General features: G+C 43.2%; 12 protein-coding genes and 1 pseudogene. 5 read left to right on the top strand and 8 right to left on the bottom strand.

The features are described 5' to 3' along the window. Nucleotide 1: 1 nt before the first annotated feature. The 7 genes from ACPW7N_RS06705 to ACPW7N_RS06735 all read right to left on the bottom strand — a co-directional run bounded on the left by ACPW7N_RS06705 (nt 2) and on the right by ACPW7N_RS06735 (nt 7,017). A complete protein-coding gene (locus ACPW7N_RS06705; RefSeq protein ID WP_425650256.1) occupies nt 2–1,087 on the bottom strand; it encodes a glycosyltransferase family 2 protein in 1,086 nt (361 codons plus the stop codon). A gap of 26 nt (nt 1,088–1,113) precedes the next feature. Beyond that, nucleotides 1,114–1,863 (bottom strand): sulfotransferase family 2 domain-containing protein, encoded by a 750-nt coding sequence (locus ACPW7N_RS06710; protein ID WP_425650257.1) that lies wholly within the window; start codon nt 1,861–1,863, stop codon nt 1,114–1,116. Nucleotides 1,864–1,877: 14 nt separating this feature from the next. Next, on the bottom strand, nt 1,878–2,909 hold the full coding sequence (locus tag ACPW7N_RS06715) for a glycosyltransferase family protein (protein WP_425650258.1): 1,032 nt from the start codon (nt 2,907–2,909) through the stop codon (nt 1,878–1,880). Beyond that, nucleotides 2,881–3,828, bottom strand: a complete 948-nt coding sequence (locus ACPW7N_RS06720) for an NAD-dependent epimerase/dehydratase family protein (protein ID WP_425650259.1) — start codon at nt 3,826–3,828, stop codon at nt 2,881–2,883. Before ACPW7N_RS06720 ends, ACPW7N_RS06715 begins: the two co-directional genes overlap by 29 nt. After that, nucleotides 3,825–4,916 carry a CDP-glucose 4,6-dehydratase gene (gene rfbG / locus ACPW7N_RS06725; RefSeq protein ID WP_425650260.1) on the bottom strand — a complete coding sequence of 364 codons (1,092 nt, stop codon included), beginning with the start codon at nt 4,914–4,916 and terminating at the stop codon, nt 3,825–3,827. Before rfbG ends, ACPW7N_RS06720 begins: the two co-directional genes overlap by 4 nt. Next, nucleotides 4,916–5,698, bottom strand: a complete 783-nt coding sequence (rfbF, locus tag ACPW7N_RS06730) for a glucose-1-phosphate cytidylyltransferase (protein ID WP_425650287.1) — start codon at nt 5,696–5,698, stop codon at nt 4,916–4,918. Before rfbF ends, rfbG begins: the two co-directional genes overlap by 1 nt. Before the next feature lie 206 nt (nt 5,699–5,904). Further along, nucleotides 5,905–7,017: a polysaccharide biosynthesis C-terminal domain-containing protein gene (locus tag ACPW7N_RS06735; RefSeq protein ID WP_425650261.1), complete on the bottom strand. Its 1,113-nt coding sequence runs from the start codon at nt 7,015–7,017 to the stop codon at nt 5,905–5,907. A 210-nt stretch (nt 7,018–7,227) separates the two neighbouring features. Between ACPW7N_RS06735 and ACPW7N_RS06740 the strand changes: the two genes are divergently transcribed. The 5 genes from ACPW7N_RS06740 to cysC are packed head-to-tail and all read left to right on the top strand — an operon-like array spanning nt 7,228 to nt 12,108. Next, nucleotides 7,228–8,493: a glycosyltransferase family 2 protein gene (locus ACPW7N_RS06740; protein WP_425650262.1), complete on the top strand. Its 1,266-nt coding sequence runs from the start codon at nt 7,228–7,230 to the stop codon at nt 8,491–8,493. Nucleotides 8,494–8,519: 26 nt separating this feature from the next. Beyond that, nucleotides 8,520–9,656 carry a non-hydrolyzing UDP-N-acetylglucosamine 2-epimerase gene (gene wecB, locus ACPW7N_RS06745; protein ID WP_425650263.1) on the top strand — a complete coding sequence of 379 codons (1,137 nt, stop codon included), beginning with the start codon at nt 8,520–8,522 and terminating at the stop codon, nt 9,654–9,656. A 44-nt stretch (nt 9,657–9,700) separates the two neighbouring features. Beyond that, nucleotides 9,701–10,687 carry a polysaccharide biosynthesis protein gene (locus ACPW7N_RS06750; RefSeq protein ID WP_425650264.1) on the top strand — a complete coding sequence of 329 codons (987 nt, stop codon included), beginning with the start codon at nt 9,701–9,703 and terminating at the stop codon, nt 10,685–10,687. Nucleotides 10,688–10,717: 30 nt separating this feature from the next. Then, the gene (locus ACPW7N_RS06755; RefSeq protein ID WP_425650265.1) at nt 10,718–11,470 is read left to right on the top strand and encodes a sulfotransferase family 2 domain-containing protein; all 753 of its coding nucleotides are present in this window, start codon (nt 10,718–10,720) and stop codon (nt 11,468–11,470) included. 20 nt (nt 11,471–11,490) lie between these two features. Beyond that, a complete protein-coding gene (gene cysC, locus ACPW7N_RS06760; RefSeq protein ID WP_425650266.1) occupies nt 11,491–12,108 on the top strand; it encodes an adenylyl-sulfate kinase in 618 nt (205 codons plus the stop codon). A gap of 67 nt (nt 12,109–12,175) precedes the next feature. Here the strand turns inward: cysC and ACPW7N_RS06765 are convergent. After that, a pseudogene (locus ACPW7N_RS06765) lies at nt 12,176–13,171 on the bottom strand (hypothetical protein); the annotation flags it as partial.

Below are 13,171 nucleotides of genomic sequence, written 5' to 3' on the forward strand. Positions count from 1 at the left end.
ATCAATCTCTCAGCAAAACAGGAGTTTCTGTTTGTGGATACATGATTCTTGCCGTACCAATGACATTTTCTAATTGATATTTCTCCAACTGGATATTTTTATCGTGAAGGTAGATAAACCTTGTCTGCAAATAAGTGGTTGCGAGCTGAATCAACTCTTGTTCTCCAACAACTGGCGAAGAAATAACGTGAAGTCTTGAATCAGGAATTTGTTGAAGGGCTTGCAAAGTCTGTGAGTCTGAGGAAGAATTGACAACAAGCAGGAAAAAGTTGCTGTAGTCCTGCTCTAGCATAGCCTCCAGTTTGCCAATTGGATTTGCTGTATTGTCTGTAACAGGTAATATGACCATTGTTTCTGGAGGGATTCCTCTTCTCATTCTGGCTAAGTGCTTAACCAAATGAAATTGATATCGATTATGACGATACAGCCCCAGATTATTTCTGATTTTTATCGAATTGCTTTTGGGACCAAACATCCGATAAGATACCAAAGCCCTGGGAATATATTTAATATTGCAAAGTTCAGTCAGCCGAAGCCAATAGTCGTAATCTTCCACAGGCGTGTGCTGGTAATCTCCAGTTGCTATGGCATACTCCTTTTTATACAAAAAGGACCCCAAAATGAAATTGTAGTCAAGCAAAATTTCTTTGGGTCGGTTCTGCCACCTTCTGGATGTGTGAATGAAAGTACCATTGCTTCTAATCAGCCTCATATTACTATAAACCAGACCGAGTGTAGCTGGCCCCCTAACCAGATGTCTTCTTAGGATTCGGATGAAATTCCGGTAGTAGATATTATCACTGGCAACCCAAGTTAGATATTTGATTTGCGGATTTTTCTTCAGAATGTCAAAACCAACGTTAAGTGCGTTTGCCGTTCCCCGGTTTTGCCTGTAGGCTACAACCTGAATTCGCTTGTTTCTCCTTGCTTCTCGTCTGACAACACGGAGAACACCGGGAGTGATTCCATCGATTACGATGATCATCTTGTAGTTTTTATACGTCTGCCTGCTGATGGAGCGGATGGCAGCACGCAGAATGTCTTTCCTCTGATGATAGACAGGCATGACAATCCCAACGTCTGGCACAGTTTACACCCCCTGCATCCTTTCGATCATGGTTTTATTTGACCCAAAAAGACTTGAAGTTGATTTCTGGCTTCAGGCTCCAGGGAATTCAATTTTTGCTGAAACAAATGTTTGGCAAACTCGTACACCTCGATATCTGACCTGTTATTATTTTGGATGATCTGAATGACTTGGGGTGAAACCTCTCTTACAGAAGGCCGTCGTTTTGAAACATGATAGGATACATACCGTCTGAGATTCCTCCAGCCCAATTCCCGCTTCATTAAAAATAAGGATTCATTGAAGTGTTCCGTTAAGCCAACCACCGAAAAATACCTAGCAAGATTTTGTTTTGCTAATTCAGCATTGTTGCTTCCGGCTAACAGTATCGTTTGACTGTTCGAATTTTCATGAATATCCTGTGCACTTGCAAACTGTGCCAGACTCATATTTCGCACCCGTGTGTGCAGATAGTGACCAGGTGACCTTCGGATGTAGAAATACAAAGAGATGACACGATCTACTGGATCTCGAAGCATCGTAATGTAACAAAATGGTCTGGACAGCTTTTCATGCAGATTCATTGCGAAATTGTAGTGACCATAGATGCAACGTTTTCCCTGGTTGCATTGCCGTCTCAAATAGAGTGCTGTTTTTCCTTTATACCAGCGATGTTTCGGGGTTCCATCAAATCGGACCACTCGTGCGGGATATTGGCTCTTGAGAATTTCCCCCAGTGTTTTCCCAGCAGTCTTGGGAATATGGAGAAACAAGACGACTTTTCTTTTCTTTCTCATTTTGTGCATCATAATCACCTTCTTTTTCGTAGTCGCTTCCTTTTCTGTGGTTGGCTGCGAAAGAAAAGATTTGATTTTTGAAAGGGGTTTTTCACAAATTTGTAGCGTTTGTGACGATTTCGGCGAAAGTTGAGCCGACTTCGAACGAGAATTTTTCTGCCGTTCGCAAAATGGCCGTAGCTCCAGGGAGGGTTGGGTAAATCAGCCAAGTGCATCTCTACCTCAGCGAAATACCCTTTGATCAAGTGGGTCAAGTAGTTTTGGATTCTTGGGGGAGTATGAATCACATGAGACGTATAATGAACAAGATAAGATGAGAAATTCGGAAACCGTAGCACACTTGAAAAATGAAAGACCTTAAGCGGTTCACCATTAGCCAGCCAACTTCCGTCTTCCGTATGGGTGATTGTCCGCTCGCCAACATTCCATGGCCCCACATTATATCCTGGATGAAAAAAAACATGAGCCCCAAATAAACGCGGTACTTGATCCAGCCATTTCTGGTCTGCATTCAACCCTCTTTGTACATTGAGGTAACAGAATTGATCCAGCTTCCTCGCCCACCACTGAAGGAACTTCCTGGCTTTTGGCCCCCTTCGAAACGCAAGAAAGCCCGCATTAAAGTAACCATGTCTGACAACCGCTTTTTTTGCTACGAAATTGTGTGGTGTTAGTACAATCGGGTAGTGATCGAGAGTGGTGGACAATTCAGTAAACGGGCCATATGCCTTCATGTCTGAATCGATATAAACGAATTTGTCGGCATAAGGAAATCGCTGTAATGCATACAACAGAAGTCTAGCTTTACAAGAGCAAGGTCCTTCAATTTCCGTATGCCTGAACATATGGCGATAAAAATTGCGAATTCCTAACTGTTTCGCTAAAACGATATCATCAAAGAGCCATCGATATGGCTCAACCATTGACATTTCCTCTTCTACAAGGCACAACACGATCCTCGCTTCTGGTTGGGTGTTTCTGATGGATTTCGCCATAATAATGGCCAACCCGAGATGCTTATACGTCGAAACCGTACAAAAAATCATAGTTATCTCCCTCTATGGTTACGATTTTTGCAATCCCTTCCTCAAAAGAAATCTTCGGCTTCCAACCTGGTAACGGGACTCCTTTGGTCCAAGGGATCATCGCCTCTCTTTTTCGATATGGTTGACCTCCCCAGGTTATTGGAAGAGTGCAATTGGTTACTTTCTCAAAGATGGATACAACATCACGTAAACGGATGTGCCGTTGCGAGGAAACAGCGAACTTCTCCGTCTTGCCGGATTCTTCCTCTGTCATTCGATGCATGGCAAGCAGATAGGCATCGACAATATCATCGATGTACACAAGATCAATGACTTGTTCTCCGGGGGTCATCTGTAGTGCCTTCTTTTCCCGCATGGTCTTTAGGAGTAACGGAATGATTTTTTGTCTTGGATCGTGTGGACCGTAGCTGTCAAATAGCGTGAGTGTCAGCAGTTTCAGCGGCGTCGTTTCGGAGTAGTAAACGAGTATGTCCTCAAAAGCCTGTTTAGTGGCAGCATAGATGGACTGAGGATTATAAGGTGCATCTTCAAAATGTTGTGAATAGGTTCCCGTGTTAATCAGGTGATACACCTCGTTGGCTACCATTGCTTCTACTAATTGTGTACCAAATAAGATATTGCTTTTAATCATGGGCAGAATATCTTTCGGCTCATATGCTACGGTTGCAAAAGACGCCAAATGCAAAACGATGGAAGGATTTGCTGAATGAACGATCTGTATCAACCGTTCGGTAGACCCATCATAGATGTGCATATGGATGGCATGATTAACTGATTTGAGCAAGTGTACCTTCGAATCTGGGCGGACGATGACATGAACATTCCACCCGTTCTCCACCAATCGGGATGTTATGTTGGCTCCAATGTAGCCAGTTGCTCCAGTAATCAATACATTTCGGGATTCCAACTTTTCCGTCACGTCGTTGTCCTCCCGTTCGAATACTCCTGAATTTGGCTCATGCAAATGGCCTTCACATCGGCACCTTCCGCATATCCCCTTGTCCATTCAAGTATCTTATCCATGGTTGTTTCCAAATCCCATTGCGGTGACCAACCTAATTTTCGCTTTGCCTTGGAGCAGTCCAATTGTAGATTTGTGGCTTCATGCAAGCCCTTTTCAGCCTGATGCTGAAACTTAAGCCCATGTCCCCATTTTGAATAGAGACGCTGAACGACCCATTCAACAGACCGGATATCCTCCTGATTCGGGCCGAAATTCCATGGCTCCGAAAAACTGGCCCCGTCTTCCGCCAATTTTTGTGCCAATAACAGATATCCGTATAGAGGTTCCAATACATGCTGCCATGGGCGTATGGCTTGCAGGTTGCGGATGGTAATCGGCGTATTCGTCAGAATGGACCTGATACAATCAGGAACGAGGCGATCAGATGCCCAGTCGCCACCCCCGATAACATTGCCGGCTCTTGCCGTAGCGATGCCCACACTGCGGTTTCCTTGATTTTTCGACTCAAAAAATGATCTCCGATAAGAGAGAGTAACCAACTCGGAACAAGCTTTGCTATTGGAGTAGGGGTCATATCCGCCAAGCTCGTCGCTCTCGCGATAACCCCAAAGCCATTCCTTGTTTTCATAGCATTTATCTGATGTCACGTTAACAACGGCTCGAATTTGCTTTCCATTTTCATTTGCGTGCTTCACGGCATCCAGGAGATAGACCGTTCCCATCACATTGATTTCATAGGTCTCCACAGCAAACGGGTACGAGTCCCTGACGATCGGTTGGGCAGCCATATGAAAAACAATTTCTGGGCTGGAAGCAAGGATGGAGTCACGCAGTTTCTCTCTGTCCCTGATATCACCAATGATGGAAGTAACCATGGAATCGATGTTGCACAGTTTGTATAGCGAGGGTTCTGTTGGTGGACGCAACGCATAACCTGTAACCTCTGCTCCGAGTGACGATAGCCATAAACAAAGCCACGATCCCTTGAATCCCGTATGTCCGGTAACAAAAACCCTCTTATTCTTCCAAAAATGCTGGTTCATCAAGAGAAATCACCTTTCCTCCATGGCGCCTTGCCTGACTTACAAAGCTCATCGAGATAAATTTTGTCTCTCAGTGTATCCATCGGATGCCAAAAACCCGAATGAGGATAGGCCATCAACTGTCCGTCTTTGGCGAGGTTTTCGAGTGGATCTCTTTCCAGGATCGTGTGATCACCCTCGATATAATGGAGTACGTCCGGCTGCATCACGAAGAATCCTGCATTGATCCAACCCCCGTCCCCTTGCGACTTTTCTACAAATCCTTTGACTTCCTGGTTTGCATCAATGGTTAGCGAGCCAAATCTTCCAGGAGGCTGTACTGCTGTGACCGTCGCCAGTTTTCCATGACTTTGGTGGAAAGCTACCACTTCGGCAATATTGACATTCCCTACCCCATCACCGTAGGTCAGCATAAATGGCTGGTTTCCGATGTAGTCTTTAACTCGCTTAAGACGTCCGCCTGTCAGGGTGTCCTTCCCGGTTTCCACTAGCGTAACTCTCCACGGCTCAGCAAAGTGATTATGCGTTACCATTGTCCCTTCCTTGCTGAAATCAAAGCTTACGTCTGAGTTGTAAAGAGAGTAATTGGCAAAGTATTCCTTGATTTTTTCTCCTTTGTATCCCAGGCAGATAATAAAGTCATTAAACCCGAAAGAAGAGTAAATCTTCATGATGTGCCAAAGAATTGGCTTGCCACCAATATCAATCATCGGTTTTGGCTTCACGCCCGTTTCTTCACTGATTCGTGTTCCATAACCGCCTGCGAGAATCACCACTTTCATGTCAAAAGGTATCGTCTCCCTCTCCATTTGATCCACTCCTCATATCACTGGGTAGCGTGAGATGATATATTACTCATATCTTGAGTATTTATATGAACATCAATCTGGGAGGTATATGAGTGCATTGTCCATTTTCATAAAAATCAGCCAATGTAACATATTAGAAAAAAAGAACCTCGCCAACAAATGTGACAAGGTTCTTCTATTCAAACGTTTAATGGATACGTATCAGGACTCTCTTTTTGAAATATTTCATTTGCCCAAAATAACACGATTAATTCGTCATCTGATACATTTTCAATGGAATGGGTATATCCTGGAGGAATGTCGAGTACGACAATTTTTTCATCTGTCAGATCATAGGAAAACGAGTCATCCTCCCAAATATTGCGAAACAATACTTTTGCTTTTCCTTTAATAACACAAAACTTTTCAACCTTGGTGTTATGATAATGATTTCCCCTGACCACTCCTTTATTTGACCTTGAAACAAAGATTTGCCCGAACGCTTCAGACTTTAGCAATTCAAACAGGGAGCCTCGATGATCCCGGTGCACGGTCAGGTCGTAAGTGAAATCAGCTCGATCCAGATAGGACAAGTACGTAGTGTACAGATACTTGGTAAGTGGCTGTGACAAATCAGGAAGAATGGCCTGTTTTCGAACATAAGAAAACTCTCGAATGTTCCTCGCTAGATCCCCAACCGTTATTTCATGCGTTTGATCGATCGTGTAATAGATAGAATTCGGTACTTTCGCAGGATGTAACCACTCGATGAACGTATGGATCACATCATCAATATAGACCAGCTCCAGCTTTTTATCCGGGTCAGTAATGGAAATATCCAAGCCTTGTGCCAGATTGAAACAAAACGTGGCAACAACTGAGTTATAATGCGGCTTGCACCACTTCCCAAACACATTTGGCAATCGATAAATCACGACCTCACTGCCCGTTTCCTGGCTAAAGGCTGCAAGAACCTCTTCCGCCGCCTTTTTACTTTTACCATATGGATTATCCAAGCTAGCTTGAATGGATGATGCATAGATCAACCGGGGTTTCCGTTTGTATTGTCTCAGAATCGATACAAGCTGCTCCGTTACTTCTATATTTCCTTCCCGAAAGTCTTCCACATGATTGGTGCGATTCACTCCAGCCAGATGATAGATGACATCTGCTACTGCTAACGCATTCTCCCATTCCTTCTTTCCTGCATTTCTCCCGATCGCCATAATGTTAACTTTCTCTCGCCTGCCCAGGTACTCCAGCAGATTTTTTCCGATGAATCCATTTGCACCTGTAACCAAGATATTCTGCACTGTACATTCCCCTCTTTCCCAACCCATCTGATCCTCATTGCAGTATACGTCTTGAGGTTGAGAATGCCCTCGGTTGAGAGAAATTGAGGCAGCTCTATCTAGTTACCATCATCATATTTACATAAAATGGTGAAACGTCTGCTTACATTCACACATGGAACGAATACTGTACAGTAATACTTTTCTTCATGAGAGAAGGAGGGGGGGTATATGGCTGATATAGGGATTGTTATGCCTGTTTACAAACAACATCCTGTTTTTCTGCAGAAGGCAATTCGGTCTATCCTCAATCAGAAATATCGCTATTTCAAGCTAGTCATCGTGATAGATGGGACTACCCCCAATGTCGTAAAAACCGTTCGCAGAGTAGCACAGCGGGATCCACGCGTGGAGGTTATTGCCTATCGAAAGAATCAGGGGACGGCATATGCGCTTAATAGAGGTTTTGGCAGATTTCAAAACAACCCGGGCATACAGTATGTAACTTGGGTATCCAGTGACAATGTCTACTATCCTTCTTTTCTCTTAACACTTCGTCAAAACCTAATAACAGCTCCTGCGTCAGTCGGACTCGTTTATAGCAATAGCCGCTTCATCACCAATAAAGGAAGGCCTGTTTTTTCCAGGTCCCGCTTACTCCGACAGAGACAATGGAGAGCACAACCAAAAGAAAATTTGATTGACTCCTGCTTCATCGGCGCTTCTTTTATGTATAAAAAATCGATTGCCCTCCTCACAGGTGAATATCGACTGACACCCGTAGAAGATTATGATTATTGGTTGCGACTAAGTGAGCATTGTGATTTGAAGTACTTACCGATTGAGCTGATGGACTATCGATTGAGATCGACATATAGTATGTCACGAAAATTGCGAACACAGCCGCAAGTCTACAGAAGGAAACGGTATATTTCACAACTCATTCGGCTGGAAGCACGTATGCGCAGGAGCATTCCGGTTGAAACGACTGTGCTCATCTTGTGGAATCATCGGTCGAGGGCTGCGATCAAACGATTGGAAACTCTATTTGAACAAACATATTACAACTTCAATTGCTTTGTTATCGATCAGACGCCGAACGCTTCATTTGCCAGCGTACTAAAGAGAATTCCTGATCCACGGGTTACACACTTCTCTATGCCCTTCGTCCCTGTTCAGGAAGCAATTCGCCACGTTTTATTACAAACAGAATCTCCATTTGTCATGGTATATGCACTTGGCAAGCCGCTTCATAAGCAGTTTCTGACAGGTTTAGTCAATCTATTTCGAGCAAGATATCCCTATCTGCTTTCGATTCATCATGCAGACTCAACAATTCATCTGTCAGCCCACCTTCAAGCCCAGCCTGACCCGTATTACCAGGCGATCCGAACTGCACGATCCACCCTCATCTGTAGAAGCATTCCTCTCCCTGCTGAACCCCACTTTCTGCATTTATACCATTTGCCTAAGCTAGTAGAAGCACTTAACAGATGAGCCATGTCAAACAAGAGGTGTCTGAAATGAATAAAACAAAAGTAATGACAATTGTCGGTACACGACCTGAGATCATTCGCCTGTCTGCCGTGATCAAAGCGTGCGATCGGTACTTTGACCATATTCTAGTCCACACAGGCCAAAACTGGGACCCGACCCTGAATGATATTTTCTTTGAAGATTTGGAGTTAAGAAAACCGGATTACTTTCTGCAAGTAGTGGGTGGTAGTTTAGGCGAAACCATTGGCAATGTGATTGCCCGATCCTATGACCTTATCAAATCTGTCAAACCGGATGCGTTGCTTGTTCTCGGCGACACAAACAGTACTTTGAGTGCCATTGCAGCCAAACGGTTGAAGGTCCCTATCTTTCATATGGAAGCAGGTAACCGTTGCTTCGACCAGAATGTGCCGGAAGAAACCAACCGAAAAATCGTAGATCACATCAGTGATATCAACCTGCCCTACACCGAACACAGCAGACGGTATCTCTTGTCCGAGGGCTTTCGCAAGGAACACATCTTTGTTACAGGTTCGCCGCTTCCAGAGGTATTCCATTCATACGAGCAAAAAATTCAGACAAGACAAATATTGGCTCAATTGGGATTACTAGATCGAAAGTATTTTCTCGTCAGTGCCCATCGGGAAGAAAACGTAGATATCGAAGCAAAATTCATTTCTCTGATCAAAGCTCTGAATACCGTTGCCGAGACATATCAGTTCCCGATCGTTTATTCCACCCACCCACGCACCAAAATCAAGCTAGACCAGATGCAGCTTCCACTGCATCCTCTCGTTCAAATTCACAAGCCATTCGGATTTCTCGACTATAACAAGCTACAGATGCATGCGTTCTGCGTTCTTTCTGACAGTGGCACGTTGAGTGAAGAATCTGCCATCTTGAATTTCCCCGGCGTTTTGATTCGAACCAGCACAGAACGGCCCGAGGTTCTTGATAAGGGCACAATGGTCATTGGCGGAGTCACACCGGATGATGTACTCAAATCGATTCAGCTAGCGATTGAAATCCATTCCGAGAAGAGAATGGTTCCACCCATACCCATTGACTACCAGGATACCAACGTTTCCATAAAAGTAGTCAAAATCATTGAAAGCTACACGAAAATTATCAACAAGGTTGTATGGGACGTCTCGGGTTACTAGACCGGGACCTACACTGAAACTATTGATCGATCGGGAGGCCTGACATGTTTACTGATAAAATCATTTTAATTACTGGAGGAACAGGTTCCTGGGGACAGGAATTAACGAGAAATTTACTCCTGTCAAACCCGAAAGAAATACGAATCTTTTCTCGAAACGAATTTGCACAAGTCGATATGAAACAAAGCTTTGATGACCCTCGCCTGTCATTTCTCATTGGTGATGTGCGGGATGCTGATGCGGTAGTAGAAGCGTGCCAAAATGTTGACTACGTGTTTCATCTTGCCGCTTTAAAGCACGTACCGATCTGTGAGTATCAACCGCAGGAAGCTTTGAAAACGAATGTGGATGGAACCAGTAACATCATACGTGCAAGTATCCTGCAAGGTGTTGAAAAAGTGATTGATGTTTCTACGGATAAAGCGGTAGACCCCATCAATTTTTACGGTATGACCAAAGCGATCGGAGAAAAACTGATTATCCGAGCGAACGATTTAAGTGAAAAAACACGATTTGTCTGTATTCGTGGCGGAAACGTTTTAGGCACCAACGGCAGCGTGGTTCCACTGTTTAAACAACAATTGCTCGGAAAAAGGGAAGTTACCTTAACCTCCAAAGATATGACTCGCTTTTTCTTGACTGTTTCAGAGGCAATCCAGTTACTTTTAAAAGCAGCAACCGTTTCGATCGGCGGAGAAACATTTGTGATGAAGATGCCGGCGTGTAAAATAACCGATTTAATACGTGTTCTTGCCACCAGTCTGAATTGTAATGATTACAGGGTAAAAGAGATTGGGATTCGTCCCGGTGAGAAGATCCATGAGGTATTAATCTCAACCTTTGAGTCACCGCATACCTACAAATTTGATGAGCAATACTTCGTTATCCTGCCGTCTCATCCATCTGAAAAGCTGCTCAATCAATATAAACATTTGGTCAAAGTTGATTTTTCATTTTTCCGTTCCGACTATGCCAGCATGAAAGATGAAGATATTGTCCGTTTACTTAGGAACGGTTTCTTTATCGAATGATTTCCATTGAAAGGAGAATTACAGGATGAAATGAAGCCACTAATCCTCTTCGTGCATATACCCAAGACAGCAGGCACCACGATGTACAGAATTATGGAAGACCAATATAAATTACGAACGTGGGTATGGACCATAGACAAGAAGATGCAAGATGCGATTAACATGATATCAGCTGACCCTACTTGCTATATTCAATGCTTCTATGGTCATTTTACCTATGGCATTCACAACTATTTCAACAGACCCTGCAACTATATGACTTTTCTCAGAGATCCGATCGAAAGGGTAATTTCTGAATACTACTTTCTGCTTATGGAGCCAAGTCACGGCCCCTACGTCTCCAAGCAGATCAGAACAAATAATATGACTCTCATGGATTACGTAAGCAGTAAAGATGAAGCGTTCGTCCGGCGAACAAACAACATGCAAACAAGTTTTATTTCTGGAAAATCCAACCCTCAACACGCAGACTTACAGCTTGCAAAAGAAAATTTAAGAAAGCATTTTACTTTTGGGATCGCAGAAAGGTTTAATGAAAGCTTGTTTCTGTTTCAAAAGAAGTTTGGATGGCAGAGTATTCAACGTTATCATCCATTCTTTAAAAACCCCAGTCGACCTCCCAAAAATCAACTTTCCAGTGAAGTTTTGCAGAAGATCAAGGAAAAAAATGAGCTTGATATCCTCTTGTATGATGAGGCTTGCATGCTGTTTCAAAAAAGAATTGATTCGTTGGATAAAGCAAGCAAAAAAGAAATGCAGCAATTTCTGAAAAACCTGAAATAATCACGCTTGAATAAACCGAGGTGAGAAAAATAAACAACTCGGCATCAAAAAAACACATTGTCTGGCATGCTAACTCCATAACGAAAGAAATGCGAGAGGAATTAAACAATCACAAGGGATTAATCATTTGGTTTACCGGTTTATCCGGCAGCGGCAAATCTACCCTGGCCAATCTTCTTGAACAGGAGCTATACAATCGGCATATGCACACCTACTTGATTGATGGAGACAATCTCAGACACGGGCTAAATCAAAATCTGGGGTTTAGCAAACAGGATAGAAAAGAAAACATCAGGCGAATGGGAGAAATAGGAAAGTTGTTCGTGGATGCCGGGTTAATTGTTCTTGTGGCATCCATTTCACCGTTTAAAGAAGATCGTGAAGCAGTCAGACAACGATTTGAGAAACAGGATTTTGTAGAGATTTATGTAAAATGTCCCTTGAATATATGTGAAGAAAGAGATCCGAAAGGTTTGTATAAAAAGGCACGTCGGGGAGAAATCAAGGATTTTACAGGAGTATCACAAATTTTTGAGGAACCGGATAACCCTGAGCTAATAGTCGAAACTGGAGAGCGAACGGCAGATGAATGTCTGAAACAAATTATCGCCTTTCTAATACCCCGTTTACCACGATAACTTAATTTGAAAAAAGAGGGATGCCGGTCGTAGTCAATACTACTCAGGGCAGCCCTCTTCTCTTGTCTCATGACTCATGATTACTTCTTTTATTTTTGATTTGTGCGAGCAAGTCTCTCCGACGCATCTGGTCTGTGTAGTATGCACGATCTCCTATTACGGACTGCAGGTACTGGAATGCCTCCATATGATCCCCCAGTAAGGTTTCCTTCGCCCTCAATTGCCTTAATTTGAAAGAAACTGGTGTTGGTCGTGCGCTTGGCAACGGCCTTGCTCTGTTTATCTGATTGATTGTCAGACCATTTATTACAGCAATCACCATTGCTTTCGGGGGGATCACCAGATTTTCATAACCGATTCGTTCAGCTGTTTTTTTCTTCATTGCGTGAGGGGTGTCTGTTAAGGAAGAAAACTGTAAATACGGAAGCTTAAGAGTATGATTGAGGAAAGATTTTGCTACGTTAACTGAATCAAACCTCTCCTTCCTCGCATAAACTGGATTGCTGTTAGTCAGTATAATATCGTTTTTTCCATAGCATTCGATTACGAACGGTAGCAAACCATGAGTTGCGTATGCGTATTGATTATCCAGAAACAGCAGTACCTCTCCCGTAGCATAATCAGCTCCGATTCCTCTTCCAACATAAATATTCTCGGAGTATGGATAGAAAATAAACCGGACATCCTGCTCCATTCTTTCATGTATATTTCCTTCTGGTGGGCCGGTCTGCACAACGATGATTTCTCTTGGTTGAAGTGCTTTTACGTTTAGTAGCAAATCCTGATTAAGTTCATCACCAGACAACAACGTAATGATGACACTCAGTGCCTGAGAGTTTCTTTTTAAGATGAGAGAGTAATCAATGGATGCCAACCTTTCCACTCTTCTTCGTAGATTTCGTTTTCTCTTCATTTTTCGATGATGCCTTACCTTCATTCGATAGCGTCGTGATAAGAATCTCTTTTGCATTCTTCGCTTCCCCACTTTTTTTCGAGCAACCTTACTTAACAAGATAAGTTTACGTTTCATTGGATTCGTTCTCACCTCCCGGACCATCATATC

This window comes from Brevibacillus nigriterrae, assembly GCF_049846925.1.
In the GTDB taxonomy this organism is placed as follows: Bacteria; Bacillota; Bacilli; order Brevibacillales; family Brevibacillaceae; genus Brevibacillus_H.

What these genes read in the sequence shown, in the direction of transcription:
- wecB (WP_425650263.1), top strand. Translation starts at nt 8,520, where the DNA reads ATGAATAAAACAAAAGTAATGACAATTGTCGGTACACGACCTGAGATC.
- ACPW7N_RS06710 (WP_425650257.1), bottom strand. Translation starts at nt 1,863, where the DNA reads ATGAGAAAGAAAAGAAAAGTCGTCTTGTTTCTCCATATTCCCAAGACT.
- rfbF (WP_425650287.1), bottom strand. Translation starts at nt 5,698, where the DNA reads ATGAAAGTGGTGATTCTCGCAGGCGGTTATGGAACACGAATCAGTGAA.
- ACPW7N_RS06755 (WP_425650265.1), top strand. Translation starts at nt 10,718, where the DNA reads ATGAAGCCACTAATCCTCTTCGTGCATATACCCAAGACAGCAGGCACC.
- ACPW7N_RS06740 (WP_425650262.1), top strand. Translation starts at nt 7,228, where the DNA reads ATGGCTGATATAGGGATTGTTATGCCTGTTTACAAACAACATCCTGTT.
- ACPW7N_RS06715 (WP_425650258.1), bottom strand. Translation starts at nt 2,909, where the DNA reads ATGATTTTTTGTACGGTTTCGACGTATAAGCATCTCGGGTTGGCCATT.
- rfbG (WP_425650260.1), bottom strand. Translation starts at nt 4,916, where the DNA reads ATGAACCAGCATTTTTGGAAGAATAAGAGGGTTTTTGTTACCGGACAT.
- ACPW7N_RS06750 (WP_425650264.1), top strand. Translation starts at nt 9,701, where the DNA reads ATGTTTACTGATAAAATCATTTTAATTACTGGAGGAACAGGTTCCTGG.